The organism is Mediterraneibacter sp. HA8405, assembly GCF_056148955.1.
The window spans coordinates 111,884-131,338 of record NZ_CM148758.1; the positions used below are offsets into that span (position 1 = coordinate 111,884).

At 47.8% G+C, this 19,455-nt stretch carries 15 protein-coding genes; 5 read left to right on the forward strand and 10 right to left on the reverse strand.

Features of this window, described 5'->3' with window-relative positions; translation table 11 throughout:
- Nucleotides 1-20 precede the first annotated feature (20 nt).
- The 3 genes from AC0QUU_RS00525 to AC0QUU_RS00535 are packed head-to-tail and all read right to left on the reverse strand — an operon-like array spanning nucleotide 21 to nucleotide 2,476.
- Nucleotides 21-779: a type 1 glutamine amidotransferase gene (locus AC0QUU_RS00525; protein ID WP_474543880.1), complete on the reverse strand. Its 759-nt coding sequence runs from the start codon at nucleotides 777-779 to the stop codon at nucleotides 21-23.
- Entirely contained in the window at nucleotides 776-2,140 is a 1,365-nt protein-coding gene (locus AC0QUU_RS00530; protein ID WP_474543882.1) for a MurT ligase domain-containing protein, read from the reverse strand. Before AC0QUU_RS00530 ends, AC0QUU_RS00525 begins: the two co-directional genes overlap by 4 nt.
- A gap of 36 nt (nucleotides 2,141-2,176) precedes the next feature.
- Entirely contained in the window at nucleotides 2,177-2,476 is a 300-nt protein-coding gene (locus AC0QUU_RS00535; RefSeq protein WP_474543884.1) for a hypothetical protein, read from the reverse strand.
- 35 nt (nucleotides 2,477-2,511) lie between these two features.
- Between AC0QUU_RS00535 and AC0QUU_RS00540 the strand changes: the two genes are divergently transcribed.
- The 4 genes from AC0QUU_RS00540 to AC0QUU_RS00555 are packed head-to-tail and all read left to right on the forward strand — an operon-like array spanning nucleotide 2,512 to nucleotide 7,288.
- Nucleotides 2,512-3,960, forward strand: a complete 1,449-nt coding sequence (locus tag AC0QUU_RS00540; RefSeq protein ID WP_474543886.1) for a nicotinate phosphoribosyltransferase — start codon at nucleotides 2,512-2,514, stop codon at nucleotides 3,958-3,960.
- Nucleotides 3,961-4,018: 58 nt separating this feature from the next.
- Nucleotides 4,019-5,074, forward strand: coding sequence for a D-alanine--D-alanine ligase family protein (locus AC0QUU_RS00545; protein ID WP_474543889.1), 1,056 nt, complete (start codon nucleotides 4,019-4,021; stop codon nucleotides 5,072-5,074).
- A gap of 19 nt (nucleotides 5,075-5,093) precedes the next feature.
- The gene (locus AC0QUU_RS00550) at nucleotides 5,094-6,479 is read left to right on the forward strand and encodes a UDP-N-acetylmuramoyl-tripeptide--D-alanyl-D-alanine ligase (RefSeq protein WP_474543891.1); all 1,386 of its coding nucleotides are present in this window, start codon (nucleotides 5,094-5,096) and stop codon (nucleotides 6,477-6,479) included.
- Complete coding sequence (locus AC0QUU_RS00555) at nucleotides 6,476-7,288, forward strand: Cof-type HAD-IIB family hydrolase (RefSeq protein ID WP_474543893.1); 813 nt, start codon at nucleotides 6,476-6,478, stop codon at nucleotides 7,286-7,288. Before AC0QUU_RS00550 ends, AC0QUU_RS00555 begins: the two co-directional genes overlap by 4 nt.
- 94 nt (nucleotides 7,289-7,382) lie before the next feature.
- On the opposite strand, the gene aroE is transcribed toward AC0QUU_RS00555, so the two are convergent.
- The gene (gene aroE, locus AC0QUU_RS00560) at nucleotides 7,383-8,258 is read right to left on the reverse strand and encodes a shikimate dehydrogenase (protein WP_474543895.1); all 876 of its coding nucleotides are present in this window, start codon (nucleotides 8,256-8,258) and stop codon (nucleotides 7,383-7,385) included.
- Nucleotides 8,259-8,538: 280 nt separating this feature from the next.
- Here aroE and AC0QUU_RS00565 point away from each other — a divergent pair, with 280 nt between their 5' ends.
- Entirely contained in the window at nucleotides 8,539-9,591 is a 1,053-nt protein-coding gene (locus tag AC0QUU_RS00565) for a helix-turn-helix domain-containing protein (protein ID WP_474543897.1), read from the forward strand.
- 13 nt (nucleotides 9,592-9,604) lie between these two features.
- On the opposite strand, the gene AC0QUU_RS00570 is transcribed toward AC0QUU_RS00565, so the two are convergent.
- From AC0QUU_RS00570 to AC0QUU_RS00595, 6 genes are all read right to left on the reverse strand, one after another.
- Nucleotides 9,605-12,004 (reverse strand): phosphoketolase family protein, encoded by a 2,400-nt coding sequence (locus AC0QUU_RS00570; protein ID WP_474543899.1) that lies wholly within the window; start codon nucleotides 12,002-12,004, stop codon nucleotides 9,605-9,607.
- A gap of 142 nt (nucleotides 12,005-12,146) precedes the next feature.
- Nucleotides 12,147-13,091, reverse strand: coding sequence for a choloylglycine hydrolase (gene bsh / locus AC0QUU_RS00575; protein ID WP_474543900.1), 945 nt, complete (start codon nucleotides 13,089-13,091; stop codon nucleotides 12,147-12,149).
- 190 nt (nucleotides 13,092-13,281) lie between these two features.
- Complete coding sequence (locus AC0QUU_RS00580; protein ID WP_474545493.1) at nucleotides 13,282-13,356, reverse strand: hypothetical protein; 75 nt, start codon at nucleotides 13,354-13,356, stop codon at nucleotides 13,282-13,284.
- Complete coding sequence (locus AC0QUU_RS00585; RefSeq protein ID WP_474545494.1) at nucleotides 13,347-13,940, reverse strand: hypothetical protein; 594 nt, start codon at nucleotides 13,938-13,940, stop codon at nucleotides 13,347-13,349. The genes AC0QUU_RS00580 and AC0QUU_RS00585 overlap by 10 nt, the downstream gene beginning before the upstream one ends.
- A 6-nt stretch (nucleotides 13,941-13,946) precedes the next feature.
- The gene (locus tag AC0QUU_RS00590) at nucleotides 13,947-14,192 is read right to left on the reverse strand and encodes a hypothetical protein (RefSeq protein WP_474543902.1); all 246 of its coding nucleotides are present in this window, start codon (nucleotides 14,190-14,192) and stop codon (nucleotides 13,947-13,949) included.
- Nucleotides 14,177-19,285, reverse strand: coding sequence for a DUF5695 domain-containing protein (locus AC0QUU_RS00595; protein WP_474543904.1), 5,109 nt, complete (start codon nucleotides 19,283-19,285; stop codon nucleotides 14,177-14,179). Before AC0QUU_RS00595 ends, AC0QUU_RS00590 begins: the two co-directional genes overlap by 16 nt.
- Nucleotides 19,286-19,455 lie beyond the last annotated feature (170 nt).

Consider the following 19,455-nt stretch of genomic DNA (forward strand, 5'->3'; position numbering starts at 1 on the left):
TTTTCTTCCCGCGTCTTAATTTAAGTATGCTTTTTAATGGTTTCCTTGAGAATATACTTTTTATCACTGTACCTTTCTGCAATATAACTGTTGGCGCTGCGCTCCAGCTCATCCGCAAGCGGGGCAAGTTCGACATCTCCGCCGTATTTCCGTTTCAGCGCTCTCTCCAGTAGGTAATCGCATACCTGCGGATTTTTCGGAAGCAGCGGCCCGTGCAGATAGGTTGCGATTACATTTTTATAAACCACTCCTTCGTATCCGGATTTTCCCGTATTTCCGTATCCGAAAAATACTTTTCCAAGAGGAGTGTGCTTTCCGATGTATGTGCGTCCTCCGTGATTTTCAAATCCTACCACAGGCATATCAAACAGCGGGCTGTCCAGTATAATATTTTTCACCAGACGCTCCGGCTCCCACTCTGTCGTGATATCCAGAATCGCCAGCCCTTCTATGGTCTTTGTCTGGGTTTTATAATATTTCCCCAGCAGCTGATATCCGCCGCACACTGCCAGCACCACGCCGCCTTCTTCTACATATTGTTTAAAGTCGTCCCGGATATCTTTCAGATAGCCGCACACCAGCTCCTGCTCTCTGTCAGAACCGCCGCCCAGCAGTACAATATCCAGACAGGAAAAATCAATCTTATCTCCGGAGAGGAAGGGAATCACTTCCGCTTCAATTTCTCTCCACTCAAGCCTTTTGCGGAAGCACTGGATATTTCCTCTGTCTCCGTACAGATTCAGCAGATCCGGGTATAAGTGTCCGATTGTCAGTTTCATCTGCTCCCGCCTCCTTCCGTTTCTTTCTCCAGCTCTGTCAGAAGATGATTTGTTCTGTACAGGCCGGAATAATTAACAATCACATAAAGATTTTTTGTGCCGTTTTTTACCAGCTCAAGAATCGTGCTTCTCATATCCGTAGTGGAACCGCAGGGGATATCCTCATATTTCAGACGGAGCCCCATATCATATTTTCTTGTTCCCGCAGTGGTTATGGAAGCCGCATTGCTGTCTCCCAGATACTGGAAATCCACATCCCACAGCCAGGAAATGTCCGTGCCGTCCTGGGACGTATCATTAATCTGAATAATAATATCCTTTGGCTCCGGATCCTTCAGTACCAGAGATACCTTCTGCTGGAAACCGATGGGATTCTTCGCCAGGTGAAGCTGAACTTTCGCGCCTTCAATATAGAAAATGCTTTCCCTGTTATTGCCATAATCAAACGCCTCGATCATGTTCTTAAATTCTTTATACCCTGCTCCCGCAGTCTTAAGCGCCGTATAGGCAGAAAGGGTATTATATATATTGTAGGGAGTCCTTGCCGTAGAATCAATGTGCTGTCCGTCCAGATCAAAGGAATACAGTCCGTCCTCTCTCAGCGTTATGTTTTCTGCCGAATAATCCGGATCGGGCCTCTTCCATCCGCAGGACGGACAGTGGTAAATGCCCAGCTGTCCATAATGAAAAAAATCATACTCCAGTTTGCTTCCGCATTTTCTGCAGAAAATGCTTTCCCGTATCTCAGACCGGGAGATATCGTCAAAGATCTGTTCACTGATACCGCAGGTCACATAAGGATTGCCGCTTTCCTGGGCCAGGGAACAGGAAAGAATATCGTCGCATGTAATAATCAGTTTCATATCCGGCACACTGGTAACTGCCGCCATCAGCTTGTTAAATGTAATATCCACCTCACCGAAACGGTCCAGCTGATCCCTGGATATATTGGTCAGTACGCCGCAGTCCGGCTGCAGCTGGGGCAGCACTCCCACGGCCGCCAGCTCGTCCACCTCGATACAGGCAAAGTCCGCATCCAGACGTCCTTTCCTGTCTGTTGCCAGCACAAAGGCAGAAATGATGCCGTTCATCATATTGGCGCCGGTCCGGTTAATAATAACCTTCTTTCCTTCTGACTCCAGTGCCCTGCACAGGATCGCATTTGTTGTTGTCTTTCCGTTCGTCCCCATTGTGACAAGAATCTTCTCCCGCACCTGACCGGATATTTCCTTTAAAATGTGGGGATCAATCCGGCGGGCCACATATCCCGGGAGAGTCACGCCGCTTCCCCGGTTCATCTTCTTAATCAAAAAACTTGTTATCTTTGCACATCTGACTGCAAATCTGCTTCTTATTCTCATATCTTAAGCAACTCTTTCTTGTTTATTTTTCAGATATCACACACATGCCAGCTCGATTCCGCGGCTTCGCCACTCCTTCTCGCTGATGGCGTCCGCCATATACTCACGGAAGCGTTCTGCCGGCTTTGCAAGCCAGCTTGCACACCGGCAGAACGCTTCCGCGAGTGCATGTGTGAACTGTAATACATTATACGGAAAATGGTTGTGGAAGACAAGGGCTGGTTTTCCTTTTACTTTCCCGGCACTTGTGCTATAATCGTAGAAAATGTGTCTGTCCGGAATTTTTATTGCACAACTCCGGACCGGCAAGGCAAATATGTACTGATCGCCGCCCACACCGGGCGCACGGCAAATGAAAAGAGGGAAATGTTATGAGTGCACAGAATCTCACACTGCTGACCGACCTGTATGAACTGACTATGATGCAGGGCTACTTTGAAACCCAGGAAAACGAAACTGTTATTTTTGATGTGTTTTTCCGTGATAATCCGAATAAAGGCGGCTATTCGATCATGGCCGGGCTGGAACAGGTCATAGAATATATCAAAAATCTGAACTTTTCCTATGAAGATGTGGATTATCTGAGAAGCCTGGGTATCTTCAGCGATGACTTTCTGCATTATCTAAGCGGCTTTCATTTCAGCGGAAACATTTATGCCATCCCGGAGGGAAGCGTAATCTTCCCGAAAGAACCGATCGTAAAAGTTATCGCTCCGATTATGGAGGCACAGCTTGTGGAAACAGCCATTTTAAATATTATCAACCACCAGTGCCTGATCGCCACCAAGGCGTCCCGGGTTGTCTATGCGGCCCAGGGCAACGGCGTCATGGAATTCGGCCTTCGCCGGGCTCAGGGCCCGGATGCAGGTCTTTACGGCGCAAGAGCCGCCATGATCGGCGGATGTGTGGGAACTTCCAACGTACTGGCCGGGGAAATGTTTGACGTACCTGTGCTGGGAACCCATGCGCACAGCTGGATTATGAGCTTTAAAGACGAATACACAGCCTTCAAAGAGTACGCCCGTCTTTACCCGGATTCCTGCACTCTTCTGGTAGACACATATGACACACTGAAATCCGGTGTTCCCAATGCCATCCGGGTATTCCAGGAAATGCGCGACGCCGGAATCAAACCGAAAAGCTACGGCATCCGCCTGGATTCCGGAGATCTTGCCTACCTTTCAAAAAAAGCCCGCAAGATGCTGGATGCGGCCGGATTTGAAGACGCGGTCATCGCCGCGTCCAACGACCTGGATGAATTTCTGATCAATGACTTAAAAATCCAGGGCGCTGCCATTACCTCCTGGGGCGTCGGAACCAATCTGATAACTTCCAAGGACTGCCCGTCTTTTGGAGGCGTATACAAGCTGGCCGCCATTCAAAACGAAGCCGGAGAATTTGTACCGAAGATCAAAATATCTGAAAACACAGAAAAAATCACTAATCCGGGCAATAAGACAATCTACCGGATTTACGATAAGGAAACCGGGAAAATGCGGGCAGATCTGATCTGCTTCGTGGATGAAGTTTATGATCCTTCAGAAGATCTCCTGCTGTTTGACCCGAATGCAACCTGGAAGAAAACCCGTCTTCCGGGAGGCACTTATACAATGAAAGAGATTCTTCAGCCCATTTTCATCCACGGCGAATGCAAATATCAGTCTCCTTCCGTAAAGGAGATTGCGGAATTCTGCCGCCAGGAGAAAGACACCTTATGGGATGAAACAAAACGTCTCTTTAACCCTCATAAAGTATATGTAGATCTGTCCAGAAAGCTTTACGATACAAAGGCTGAACTTCTGAACAGTGTCAATATGTAACTGACCGCGGTCAGATAAATGTCAGATTATGAAATATAGCAAAGGAGTATAAATAGAAATGAAAATTATCGTTTTAGCAGGCGGCCTGAGCACAGAGCGTGACGTCTCTCTCGCTTCCGCCGCCGGCATCTGCCGTACACTGCTCGAGAAAGGCCACGACGCTTTCCTTCTGGATGTATTCCTGGGACTGGAAAATGCGCCGGAAAATCTGGAAGACGTATTCACGCTTCCGGGACACGGTCTTGAAATCGCAAAAAATATCAGCACCAGCGAACCGGATCTGGCGGCTGTAAAGGCATCCCGCCCGGATCAGTCCGACTGTTTCCTGGGACCGAATGTTATTGAACTGTGCCGTCTGGCGGACATTACCTTCCTCGGCCTCCACGGAGGAGAAGGCGAAAACGGGAAGCTCCAGGCAACCTTTGACCTGCTGGGCATCCGCTACACAGGTCCGGACTCGCTGGGCTGCGCCGTAGCCATGGACAAGGGATTTACCAAAGAAATTTTTCTTCAGGCCGGCATTGACACGCCGAAGGGAGCTGCACTTTACAGATTCTCTGCAGACCGCTCCCTCGCTGCTCTGGGCTTAAGTCTGCCTGTCGTAGTAAAGCCCTGTTCCGGCGGCTCCAGCATTGGCGTATATATTGTAAATACAGAAGAAGAATACAGTCAGGCGCTGGAAAAATCCTTCTGTTATGAAGATGAAGTCATTGTAGAAGAATACATCCGCGGCCGGGAATTTGCCTGCGGCATCATCAGCGGGAAGGCGCTTCCCCCTATCGAAATCATTCCGAAAACCGGGTTTTTTGACTACGCCAACAAATATCAGGACGGAGCCACCGAGGAAGTCTGCCCCGCAGATATTCCGAAGGAAACCGCAGCCCGCATGATGAAGCTTACAGAAAGAGCCTTCCATGCGCTGAAACTGAATGTATACAGTCGGGCAGATTTCCTTCTGGATAACCAGGGAAACCTCTACTGTCTTGAGATGAACACACTGCCTGGCATGACCGCGGCAAGCCTGCTGCCAAAGGAAGCAGCGGCCGTGGGAATCGAGTACGGTGATCTGTGCGAGATGATCATTCAGGAATCACTGAAAGCCCGTTATCAATAAGAAAGGAAGCTTTTCAGATATGAAAAACATGTCTTTAAATGAAATCACGCAGGCCTGCGGAGGCGTTTACCACGGAGATCCCGCTTCCGCTCTGCAGAAGGTGGAAAATGTAGCCACCGACAGCCGGAAAGTGGAGAAAAACGGTCTGTTTATCGCCCTGAAAGGCGCCCGGGTGGACGGACACTCTTTTATTCCTCAGGTAATGGAAAACGGCGCTTTATGCGCAGTGTCAGAAGAAGATCTGGGAGACGTTTCCTTTCCCTGGATCAAAGTTTCTTCCTGCCTGCAGGCACTCAAAGACATTGCGGCGCACTACCGCAGAAGTCTGGATATCAAAGTTGTAGGCATCTCCGGCAGTGTGGGCAAAACAAGTACAAAGGAAATGATCGCCTCTGTTCTTTCGCAGAAATACCGTGTACTGAAAACAGAGGGAAACTTTAATAACGAAATCGGACTGCCTCTGACCGTCTTTAACATCAGAGAGGAACACCAGGTAGCGGTTCTTGAGATGGGAATCAGCGATTTCGGCGAGATGACCCGGCTGGCAAAAATCGCGCAGCCGGATATCTGCGTGATTACAAACATCGGATTTGCCCATCTGGAAACGCTGGGCTCCCGGGACGGCATCTTAAAAGCCAAAACAGAGATGTTTGATTATATGAATCCGGAGGGCACCATTTTTCTCAATGGAGATGACGACAAACTCTGCTCCTTCCAGCCTTCCAACGGACTGGACCCGGTATATTTCGGACTGAATCCGTCCTGTCCCTTCCACGCAGAAGATATTACTGACCGGGGCATGGAGGGCACAGACGCGCTCTTTATCACTCCTTCCCATCGGTTTCGGGCACATATTTCCATTCCCGGAGATCATATGGTGTACAACGCGCTGGCCGGGATTGCCGTAGGAAGTGCCATGGGTCTCACAGAAGAGGAAATGATCCTCGGAATCGAATCCCTGCTTCCAATCGCAGGACGTAACAACCTGATCCGTACAGCAAGGTTTTCAATTATTGATGACTGTTACAATGCAAACCCTGCTTCCATGAAATCCTCGCTGGCTGTTCTTTCCCGCTCTGACACAAGAACTGCAGCTGTTCTCGGTGATATGTTTGAACTGGGCCCAACGGAAAAAGAAATGCACTACGAAATCGGGAAATACGCTGCCGAACAGAAGATCAGCGTTCTTATCTGCATTGGTTCTCTTTCTTCCGAAATGGCACGGGGAGCTGAAGAAAACGCCGCCGGAGATATGAAGATTTATCATTTTCCGTCAAAAGAAGCGTTTTTCCGGAATATGGATCAGATTTTACAGACCGGTGATACAATTCTTGTAAAGGCATCCCATGGAATGGAATTTCCGGAGATCGTGGACCGTCTCCGCAAAGAGGAAACAAAATCATGAAATATCAGGTACTGGTGCTGGATCTTGACGGCACACTGACAAATTCAAAGAAAGAAATTACAGAGCCTACCAGAAAGGCTCTTATAGAAATTCAGCAGGAAGGCCGGATCGTTGTTCTGGCCAGCGGCCGCCCGATCAACGGAGTTGTTCCCCTGGCGGAAGAGCTGGATCTGAAAAAATACGGGGGATATATGCTTTCCTTCAACGGCGCCAGAATCACCCAGTGTTCCACCGGCAGACTCATCTACAATAAAACCGTGCCGCCGGAGGTTATACGGCCCATCTATGAATCCGTCCGGGATCAGGAAGGCGTAAATATCATTTCCTACAGCGATACAGAAATTTTCTCAGCAAAAGAACCGGGCCGGTACACTATGCTGGAATCCCGTATTAATGATATGGAAGTCATTGTATCAGAAGATTTCCCTTCCATTCTTCCGCCTTCGGTAAACAAGCTGCTCCTGCCCGGGGAGCCGGAAGTTCTGGAAGCGCTGATGCCTCACCTGAAAGAAACATATCACGGCCTTCTGAGCATTTACCGCTCCGAGCCCTTCTTTCTTGAAATCATGCCCCAGAATATCGACAAGGCCACTTCCCTTCAGAAGCTGCTCAACAGCCTGGGAATGACTGCAGATGAAATGATCTGCTGCGGCGACGGCTATAACGACGTATCCATGATCGAATATGCCGGACTGGGCGTTGCAATGGGGAATGCCCAGCCAACAGTAAAGGACTCTGCTGACTTTGTAACCCGCACGAACGACGAAGACGGAATCCTGCACGTAATCAATCTGTTCATGCGTGATTAAAACAATTGCAAAAATATGTACAAAACAGAAAACTCAGTAAAAAGGGGACGTACCCCTTTTCGCTGAGTTTTCTGATAATTTCACCCTCTGCCCTCTACTGGAAGAATTTTTCTTTTACTTCTTCTACCGGCATTTCCTGTCCTGTAAACAACTCAAATGCGGCAACTCCCTGCCAGAGCAGCATTCCACTTCCGCCTACCGCTGCTTTGCATCCTGCTTCTTTTGCCTTGCGTACCAGAAGAGTTTCTTTCGGATTGTACACCACATCTGCCACCGCAAGGTCCGGACGGAGAACCTTTTCCGGAACCGGCATAACATTTTCCAGAGGACTCATTCCTGCCCTTGTCGCATTGACAAGAATGTCACTTTCCCCGATCACACGGGTCAGCACTTCCTCGTTATCCAGATCTTCTATCCATACTTTTTTGATAGACGGTACTGCTTTCCTGATTTTTTCCACCGTCTTTTCTCCGTTTGCATAAAACTCATCTTTCCGGTTAAAAATGGCGATCTCCGCCGCTCCATCCAGAGCAGCCTGAACAGCAATTGCCGTTGCTGCTCCTCCGGTACCGAGCAGAACTATTTTCTTTCCTTTTATATCTACTCCGTGCTCCAGAAGATTTCTCACAAAACCGGTGCCGTCTGTCATATGCCCGGTCATTGTCCCGTCCTTTTCAATAACAACGGTGTTACAGGCTCCTACCAGTTCCGCTGCCGGGGAAAGGCGATCGACAAGCTGAGCCACCGCTGTTTTGCATGGCATTGTTACATTAAACCCGCCTGCATGAAATGCACGAAATGCATCCAGCGCTTCTTTTGTCTTTTCCAGCGGTACGTCAAAAGCCAGATAAACGCTGTTTATGCCAAGTTTTTCAAAACTGTAATTGTACATGGCCGGAGAACCGGAATGTCCCACCGGCGATCCGATCAGCGCATATAATTTTGTATGTCCGTCAATTCTTTTTTCCATAATAGCTATGCCTCCTGATATTTACTGCTCTCTGCTCCGCGCAGGAGTCATGATCTTTCTGATAAAAACGCGGCAGAAACAGATTCCTGAATTCTGCTTCACTGCTCCGGATTCAGTATAACATATCCCGCGCTACGCTTCAACACTTTAACGTATAAAAATTTTAATGTGTTAAGTCGAATCTTTTTCCCATTTATGCTATACTCATGTAAAAAGTACCGGCCGGAAATCCTTTTTTCAAAAATATCAAACCGGCGCATCTGCTTCAGGAGGTCTTTACATGAATTTACTAAATTATACCAGCTATCTGATTTACGCTTCAGGAAATACAAAAAATCTTCCGGATATTCTCACCCGCTTCCGTATATTGTGTCCGGAATACTCTTCCTGCGCGGAGGAAAAAAAGCCCTGGCCCCGTGAAGATAACGAGAATCTTTTCGCCCTTCTCTGGAATCTTCACGGCGGAGACACTCTGTCTGCCACTCTGCTGCCCAGGGAAGCGGCTTTTACCTTTGAAGAACATTATCAGCCCGCTACCCGGACGCAGATGCACTCCCATGAATATCTGGAACTTTTCTACATCGTAGACGGGGAATACCGTCAGAAAATTCTGGACAGCGAGTTCACCTTTTCAAAAGGAGAACTCTGCCTGATCGACAGAAACTGTCTGCATCAGGAAATTCTGGACGGTACGTCCGCCACAATTCTGTTTCTCGGAATTACGCCGGATATTTTTGATGATATCACAAAGAACAGCGATGGAGCTGAGGGAATGGCGGGGTTTTTAAACACTGCTCTTCTGAAACAGAAAAATGTACAGCAGTATCTGCATTTCCGGCCCCGCTCAGAATCTGATCCTCTGATGGAAGAAACTTTTCTGACGCTCCTGACAGAACTGGTACGCAATGACACAGCTTCTCCGCTGATCTGCAAAGGACTCCTTATGCGCCTGTTTGGTCTTCTCAGCACAAACTATGAATTTTCGCTGTCAAAAAAAGTAAAAAAAGAAATGCACTGGATTCTTCTGGAAGAAATTTCCGCATTTATCGGAGACCATCTGCAGGATATTTCTATCAGCATGCTGGCCGAAAGATTTCATTTTCAGGATGATTATTTTAATCGTCTGCTGAAAAGCTATACCGGAATGACATATACCGAATTTCTTCAGTCTCTCCGCCTTGCGCGCGCAGAAACTCTGCTTCGGGAAACCAGTATATCGATAGAAGAAATCGCCCGGGAAATCGGATACCGCAACAAAGGATATTTCTATAAAATATTTGCGGAACGGTACCGGCTTACGCCGGCACAGTTCCGCAGAAAGATGAAAAAGTAATATAAATTTATTCTTATTTATCTTCCGGTAAATGCCATTTCCAGTCTCTGATCTCCGGCATATCAATACCGTTGTCATGGATGTACTGCTTGTGCTCAACCAGCTTGTCGTTCATCTGCTGAATCAGATAAGAACCGCGGTTTCCGAGCTGCGGCAGTGCTTTGATAGCATTCTTTACAAGGTTGAATCTGTCAATCTCATTCTGAACACGCATATCGAACGGTGTTGTGATTGTTCCTTCTTCCTTGTATCCGTATACTCTGATGTTCTTGTTCGCACGTCTGTATGTCATCTCGTGAATCAGAGTATGATAGCCGTGGAATGCGAAGATAATCGGCTTGTCTGTTGTAAACAGAGCGTTGTACTCTGCGTCTGTCAGACCATGCGGATGTTTTGTATGCTCTTCCAGTTTCATAAGGTCAACTACGTTGACAACGCGGATCTTCAGTTCCGGAAGCGCGTCACGCAGGATTGTTACAGCTGCAAGAGTCTCAAGTGTCGGTGTATCACCGCAGCATGCCATTACGATGTCAGGCTCCTGTCCCTGATCGTTGCTTGCCCAGTTCCAGATACCGATACCCTGTGTACAGTGTTTAACAGCCTGCTCCATTGTCAGCCACTGCTGTCTCGGATGCTTGGATGCTACGATTACGTTTACGTAATCTCTGCTTCGGATACAGTGATCGAAGCAGGACAGCAGACAGTTTGCATCCGGCGGAAGGTAGAGACGTACTACGTCTGCCTTCTTATTGGCAATATGATCCAGGAATCCAGGATCCTGATGTGTAAATCCGTTGTGGTCCTGCTGCCATACGTTAGATGACAGGATCAGGTTCAGGGATGCGATAGACTGTCTCCACGGCAGCTGATTGCAGACTTTCAGCCATTTTGCATGCTGAGCGCACATGGAATCTACTACACGGATGAATGCTTCGTAGCTTGCGAAGAAGCCGTGACGTCCTGTCAGCAGATATCCTTCCAGCCATCCCTCACACATATGCTCGCTGAGCATGGAGTCCATAACACGTCCGTCAGCTGCAAGGAATTCGTCTGTATCATATTTGTCACCGTTCCAGTCACGGTTTGTAACTTCGAATACTTTTCCGAGACGGTTGGACATTGTCTCATCCGGTCCGAAGATACGGAAGTTTCTCTCTTTCTCGTTCAGTTTGAAGATATCTCTTACAAATCCGCCAAGCTCGATCATATCCTGAGCCTCAACAGCGCCCGGAGCCGGTACGTCAACTGCGTAATCGCGGAAGTCCGGAAGTCTCAGGTCACGAAGCAGCTTACCGCCGTTTGCATGCGGATTGGAACCGATTCTCTTGTCTCCCTTCGGAGCCAGCTCTTTGAGTTCCGGAATCAGTCTTCCGTTCTCATCGAACAGCTCTTCCGGATGATAGCTTTCAAGCCAGTCTTTCAGGATCTGAAGGTGTTCCGGCTTGTCCATCATGATCGGTACCTGATGTGCGCGGAAGGAATCTTCAATCTGAGCTCCGTCAACTACCTTCGGGCCTGTCCATCCCTTCGGTGTACGGAGAACGATCATCGGCCACTTCGGTCTTGTTGTGTCGTCGTTCTCTCTTGCATTCTTCTGGATCGCCTTGATGTCGTCCATAGCTTTGTCAAGAGCCTCTGCCATCTTTCTGTGCATAGCCATGTGATCGCTTCCGTCGTCCTCTACCTCTACGAAATACGGCTTCCAGCCGCATCCATCGAAGAAGTGCTCCAGTTCCTCATGAGAAACACGAGCAAGTACAGTCGGGTTGCTGATCTTGTATCCGTTCATGTGGAGAATCGGAAGAACAGCTCCGTCTGTCTTCGGGTTCAGGAATTTGTTGCACTGCCATGATGTTGCCAGCGGTCCTGTCTCTGCCTCGCCGTCTCCGACGATACATGCTGCGACAAGATCCGGGTTGTCAAATACTGCACCGAATGAATGAGCCAGTGAGTATCCAAGCTCACCACCCTCGTTAATGGAACCCGGTGTCTCCGGAGCAACATGGCTGGAAATACCGCCCGGGAATGAGAACTGCTTGCACAGTTTCTGCAGTCCGTCCATATCCTCTCCGATGTTCGGGTATACTTCGCTGTACGTACCCTCAAGGTATGTATTTCCTACGAAGAAGTTTCCGCCGTGTCCCGGTCCGGAAATAAGGATCATATCCTGATCGTATTTTTTGATTACTCTGTTCAGATGAACATAAACAAAGTTCTGTCCAGGTACAGTTCCCCAGTGTCCTACGATTTTCTTTTTAACATGATCCATTGTCAGCGGCTCGCGCAGAAGCGGGTTATCCAGAAGATATAACTGAGCTGCGCCGAGATAGTTTGTAGCACGCCAGTACGCATCCATCTTTTTCAGATAGTCTTCAGTGATCGGCTGCTGTTCAACAACATTGTTCTCTGACATTCTGAATGTCCTCCTTAATTAAAACTTGCCAGGGACATGAGTCCCCACCTTCGTTTCATTTTAAACACTTTGTGATCTTTTTTCAATTTCCCGTGTCTGTTAATTTTGCAAAAAGTTACCTATTCCGACTTAAAAATGTCTTTTATATCTTCCATTTTATCATTTTATCTCCCTGTAAATCCACGTCATGCAGATCTGCAGACCGGATCCTGCTGTCATCGTATGTCTTATAATAATATACTCCCGTATCGGCATTCATACAGCAGGAGTACATTGTAATATCATATTTCCCCTCTTCCGTCACCACCGCGCCCCGCATCATGGCCACATTGTCAAGAATATGAAAAAACTGGGAAACATTTGCCTCCTCATCTGTCGGAGAGACCGAGTTCCATTTCAGAAACGCGGCCCTTACAAACCGTGAAGCAGAGGAAGCGTCTCCCGGAAGACCTGTTCCGCCCATTCCCTGACTGTATGCTTTCAGATTCAGTCTGTCTGAGAAACGGTTCTCCGGGCTGCGAGCACTCAGATTCAGATAATTATTCAGATTTATCCTGTGAAAGTCAAAGGGCGGATTATTGGTCAGCACGCCAAAAGGATTGTCATAAATTCTCAGGCCTTCTCTGACCGGTTCCAGGACAATGCATTTCTCCCGGTCCGCCAGCATCCAGTGCAGAGGCGCCGGCGGCATATGCTCTGAAAAAGCAAGATCAACAATCTCCGTCTTTCTCAGATAGCCTTCTGCCTCTGCTACAGAATCGCATGTCCCAAGAACCCAGGGAATCACTTCAAACGAAGCAAGTTCAGGTTCTCCTCGTCCCGCGTTCTGATAATATGCATTTCCCGGGAAATTCAGGCCCGCCATGGCCAGCCCCTTTTCATTGACAGCTTCCGCATACAGCGGAAAGGCATCATTATCCGAAGCCATGCCGATCATGGCGTAATGCTTTTCTGGCTTTTTTGTTTTCCGGAAATTTAAAGGGAATTTTTCCGGAGTAACTGTAACAGTCTGGCCGAACGAAACATCCAGATCCAGATTTCTCCCAAAATAAAAACCTCCATTTTCATAGGTAATACATGTGCACATAAAACATTCCTCCTGTTCGGAATTATTTCACAACTAGTATAACCAAAAATCAGACGCCCGATTACATCTGCCAAAATGCGGACCGATATGAATCGCTGAATATTCAGACAGTTTCATACCGGTCCGCGGCTCTATGAACGCTGTTTATTATTATATGGTTCAGCCAGACAAAAGTTCATCATGGCTCTTATCAGTACTTCTTCCTTTTTCTCCATATTACAGTCATTACAGCTGCTATAGCTGCTGCAAATCCAGTCACGGCCATATTCCAGGAAAATGCATCTCCGGTCTGAACAGCCTGCGCGGGAGTATCAGTTCCTGAACCCTCCGACGGAGAAAGCGTTCCTGTTCCATCTGATCTACTTCCGCCTGTTCTTCCACGCTTAAAGTATTGTCAAGATACATCTCCTTTGCCGCTTTTAGTACATCGGTAAACGCCTTGACCGAATCTTCTGTATACTGTTTCAGATCAATTGCTTCTGCTTTTTCAATTGCTTTCTGAAGCTCCTCTTTTTCCGCTTTTTCCCGCAGCGCCTGCATCGCCTCTTTCAGCGCTTCTTCCGCATTTCTGACAGAATCAGCATCTGCTTCAGAGTTCAAAATCTCATACGCCTGTTCAAGAGCGGTAACAAATTTTTCTTTTGCCTCTCCATCGGCATACCGGTCAAGTTCCGCCTCCGTCTGTTCAGCCTCTTCTACCAGAGCTTCCAGGCCTGACTTGTCGACAATTTCGGAAACTATAATCCCAATCTCTGTCTGAACCGTTCCGCCTTTTCCGTCGCTTACAGATACTTTAATACTTGTCTCACCTTCCGCTACGGCAGTTATTGTAAGAACGCCCTCTTTCAGTCCGGCTTATGCCACACTTCTGTCAGGTTCCGCAGTAACCGCAGCAATGGTAAGCGGATCTCCATCCGGATCAGTCGCCAGATCATCCGCATTCAGCTGTATACTTTCTCCTGCTTTAAGCTGCCGGGTAAAATCTCCGCCCGCTGTCGGCGGCTGATTCTGTTCCTCATTACCAGGATCAAATTTACCATTACAGATTGCAAGAGCTTCTCCTTCGGAGATATATTTGTTGAGAATCATATACTTGCCCATTGTATATCCGGTAAGGTATTCATTGTCATATCCGGCGAGACAAGCGTGGCGTCTTCCAGCCGCAGATAGTTTGTTCCTCCAAAAGCAAATCCTTCCTCTGTCCAGCTGCTGTCATTGATCGTGCCTCCGATCATTCCATTATAGCTGTTTGATGAATAGTCTTTTACTTCATTTCCTTCTCCCTCGTCAAATTCATAGTAAAGCTGTACATTTTCCGATGTAGTCGTATTTTCCAGTACCGTAACGGCTGCAGACGCTTTTATGTCAGGTTCAGCTGCTGACGCGGCTGTCACCGTCAGCACTGTTCCCACAGGTTCGTCTGCAGATACATACAGTACGCCGTCTTCTATTCTTGTCCCGTCGGTTCCGCCGCTGACACTCCAGACAACCGCCGTATCCGGATCATTCTCGCCTTCCACTTTTGCCGTAAATCTCTGCAGTGTTCCTGCCTCTACCGAAGCCTGTTCCGGCGTAACCGTCACACTGCTGACAGAAGGAATTCCTTTTACGGCAAGCTCCGCTGCCGCCGATACGGCAGTATACGTGGTTCCGTCCACTTCATTTGAGACAATACAGCGGAAATATGTTCCGTTCTGTTCCAGATCCGCATTCTCAAGCCGGTAAACAGCCGATTCTGCCCCTGAAATATCCGTCCATCTCACCCTGTTGGAGGATGTCTGCCACTGATAGGTCAGCCGGGCGCCTTCATATCCCTCTGCGCTTACACTAAACTCTGCGCTTTCGCCTGTCAGGATCTCTGCTGATGAAGGCTCCTGCGTAATTGTGGGCGCTTTATCGCCCAGCGCTCTTACGCTCATGTTATCCATTGTCAGACTGGTTCCGTAGGAACGGAAGCCCACATATCCCTCAAGGTAAGGATCCGGATCTGTATAGGAGCCAAGTTCTTCTCCGTCAAGATAAACCGTGATCACCGGTCCTTCGGCGACAATCCGCAGATGATATGTCTGGTTGAACTCAAGATCATACGGCCAGTTTGCCACATGCTGCCAGTTATTGGTATGTCTGGACAGCCAGACTGCATTTTCCTGTACATTCAGATTGACGCAGTATCCCATGTAACTTTCCAGACCTGCTCCCGGTTCCGTCACACGCAGTACCGGGCCGCCCCAGTTTGTAGCCTCATTTACACAAATATCCACTTCGTAAATAAAATCTGAAAAGCTCATACTTTCAAGAATACTCTTGCCGTTCCCTGAACCATGATATGCTCCGTCCGACACATTCCAGCTGCCCTCATAATTCTGCCATCCCGCCAGATCTCCGGACTCAAAATCATTGGAATATTTCTGGCTGTCATTTGCCTTCAGCTGAATTTTCTTCAGCGAAATCTCCTGTTCCGCTTTTACTTCATAAGAAGCCTGAACCGCGCCGTTTTTCAGATCAATCTGGTCAAACCCGATATAGCCGCCCTGGCCAACTGTTACATACGGTGTTGTCTCTTCATCCGCTGTTTCGCGCACATCTTCATAATACGCCCCGTCCTGGCTGTCATAATCCACCGGATCCAGCCCCTGGAACGCATCCCGCTCCGGAGCCGCGAAAGTGTAGGCGCGCGCTGTGAGAGCTGTATAAATCTGCGAAGCGGCCATTTCTGCGCCGTTATTGTCAAGATATGCGTTTTTCTGCTGATACTGCGGATTTTCCAGGGTCCAGCGGTTAAGGTCAATAATAACCGCCTGACATTCCCCGGCCTGCTCCCGTATTGCCGCGGCTGCTGCCGCCGCGTTTTCCGCTGTCAGATCTCCCGTTCCTTCTCCGTGCACTGCCGGATTTGTCACAGCATAGACAACGGGACTGCTGTTCATATTCTGATATTCTTCCAGAAGCGCTCTGTAATCCTCTGAAAAGCTGTCCTTATTCCAGTTTTCAATTTCTCTGTTTCCCGCAAGAAGCACTACCATATCCGGCGCAAAGTCTTCACACTCCTGCGATGGCGCCAGATCAGTAAGAGCAGCTCCATTCTCAATAAACGCAGCCGTCTCATACTCCTCACCTTCAAACATTGTTTCAAGCTGAGCCGCGATTCCGTGTGTTTCCCAGTCGCTTGTGCCATTTCCCGCAAGAGTCTCATCTCCCACAAGAGCCACTTTCAAAGCCCCTTCTTTTTCATACGGCCGCACCTCAATTGTATGCTTCTCTTCATCATTAATCTGATATGTAAATACAGCTTCCCCTTCACCGGATACGCTGATATATGCCTGTACATTTCCGTCCACCAGCAGCTGATACTTTCCTGCATCCAGACCCGTTACCGTCAGATCCGCGCTGTGTGAAGTTCCGGTCAGGTTTGTCAGATCCATACTGAATGAATTCATAGAGTTCTCAATCACCGCTTTGGAATAAATATCTGAACCCAGCTCAATCTGAAGTCCGGAACCGACTATGTTCAGACGCCGGAACAGCCCGTCCAGAGGAACTACTTCCAGAGCATCCCCGGTATCTGTCACTTCACAGCCATATCCGGCTGTGCCAAATGACGGATCATCAAGCACCACATCGGAACTGAGAATCTGAAGCCCTGCCCAGAGTGAAATATCAGCTTCACCGGACTCACTGCACGGAAATCCGATATCCCAGTTATACGGAGAGGCGGATTTATAATTCCACCACACTGTGCCCGGTTCTCCGGGAGCTTCCTCCTGTCCGGAGTTAATGTGTACGAACGGAGAAAACTTAAACGGATATACCATCGACCAGTAGTCTCCCGGATTCTCTACATTATTGAAATACCAGTCGTTCAGCAGCACCCCGTGAAGTCCTACCGTGTACTGGAACAGCCACCAGTCATTGTCCTGGCGGTTGCCTGTCGTCTGCCAGTACCACACCGGAGCTTTGCCCTTCCACGCGATTGCCTTATCCACTGTTTTCTTCATTGACTCAGTATTCCCGAACATTTTCGAATAAAAATATGCACCTTCTTCTGCTGTCGAATCTGTTCCGAACTCAGAGCCGAACGGATATGGATTGTTATCGATCCCCTCCGCCTTACGTTCTGCCAGAACGCGAATTTCCGAAGCCAGTTCTGTGTAGCCCTCTTTGTCAAGAGCAGCACAGATGTCCGCGGTTGTCTGCTCTCCCATTGTTCCCATACTTCCGCTCAGCGGAATACTCACCTTCAGAATCATGCCTGCCACTCGGAGATATCCTGCCTGGCTTCCTTCCTGCACGACTTCTTTGGCCCACACAAGATCGATCAGATAATCATCAACGGCGCTTATCTCTTCCTGGACCGGGTAGTAAACATTTTTTTCGGCAATAAATGCCGGACCGTCATACATCTGTTCATAATCGTTGTTATTGCAGCCGTTGCCGCCGGGTTTCTTTTCTCCGGTAATGTTATCGATCTCCAGAAAACTGTTGTAATGCGGATCTGACGGATCTGTAATCCGGAGCTCGTCCATCAGATAGTCCGTCCTGCGCTGAAGCGCATCTTTTATTGGTTCTTCAATCCAGAACTGTAATACACTCTTTTTATCTCCGTCATAGGTTATTGTAATATCATTTCTGCCGAGTTTTTCAAAGGAAATCGTATATATTTTATGATCTCCGTCTGATTTTTCCTTATTTTCTGTAATCTTCGCAGTTTTGTCTGAAGCAGTGATACTGTCAATCTCTTTTTTCGTATGTAAGTCTACCTCTGCCGCTACATTTTTCGGAAGGATCATGCCCGGGTTAACACTGATATCAAGTGATCCTTCTTCATAGAGCACATTCTGCGCCTCTTCATAATCTGCCCCGACTTTATGGAACCGGAAAGAAAGCTTTTTGCTCTCTCCGCCCTGAAGAGTAAGGCTGGTACTGGGAATATATCCCTGCCCCTCTTCTTTTACCGCATTGCTGTAAATATAGTATTCCTCCGGAGGATTGGTAAATGTTGTCTCTCTCGAAACAAACTTTCTGTATTCCAGCTTTGCGTCTGTATCCGGATCCGGAATAAACAGCAGCTTGTTTCCTCCTCCCATGGCCCTTTCCAGCAGAACATAGGAACTGTTGTAAGATATAAAGTTTGCCGCCGCCCCGACATAGCTCTCATATGGGCTCTGGAACTGCCAGTGATTATTCCAGGAAACCGGCAGACCCACATCCTCAAATGTCATTTCTTCGTCATTATCATTTTTGATGGTAATATCAAACTGAATATAGTCATCGACAAGCGCATATTCCTCTGTTACCTGAAAATCTTTAATTCCATTATTCAGCCGGGATTCTTCCGTATACTCTACTGTGATTCTGTTATTTGCAGAATCCAGCGTTATGACCCGGTTATCTTCCGAATCGCCTGTTGCCGCCGTTTTCTCTTCCCCGTCCAGCGTATAGGTGAATTTCATTTCTCCCAGAAATTTTCCGGGGCCCACTTCCATTCGATGGGTTTCTTCATTTACAACAAAATCTGTATCATAGGGCTCATTTTTCAGTTTTAAGGACTTAATCTGTCCATAGGCGCCGACCGTGAGCTTATAAATGTCATTTTCTATCGTCCGGTCCTGGGCCGTATTGCTGACTGCAAAAATAGTATACAGCGCCTGGCCGTCGATATCATAATAGCCGCAGTTTCCGCTCTCAAACGACTGATCTGTAATCTCCGCCAGAACTGTGCCCGGATACGCGCCGTCTGTATCAATATAGAAAGGATGTTCACTGATCTTGCAGACAATATGGCCGCCGTCCGCCTGAACTCTCAGGTTATACCACTTCCCCGTATCAACCACGGCAGTCCCTTCCGCCAGAACCGTCTTCTCGCCGTCTGCTACTTTTCCTACTTCAAAAAGGTTATCCCCTGCCGTAAGCTGATAATAGTAGTAATTATTTTCATCCCTATATCGGAACACAACGGCACCGCTTTTCCCCTTTTCCTTAATCTGCATATGAGTTGTATAATCAAAATCCGTGTATTCTTTATCATATACAAAAAAACGGGATCCGGAGTCATACTTCAGAAAATGGTTCCAGCTCGTCAGTTCCGCGCCCCAGTTGTCAATTGCCGTTTCGCCTATTGCAACGGACCACTCGCCGCCGCTCCAGCCCTCCGGCTTTTCTCCTGCCTCCACTGTACTGAAAATATATCTGTGCAACGGCTTTCCCTCCTCGTCTCTGTGAACTGATTCTCTTAATTTTCTTTTACTTAATCGATTAGGTAATGATTTTTTGTCTATTATATCCTTAATATGTGGAATAGTCAACTTATCTTTATGCAATTTTGACATTTCCATATTTTTGCATATAATTTTGCGATATTTTCGTG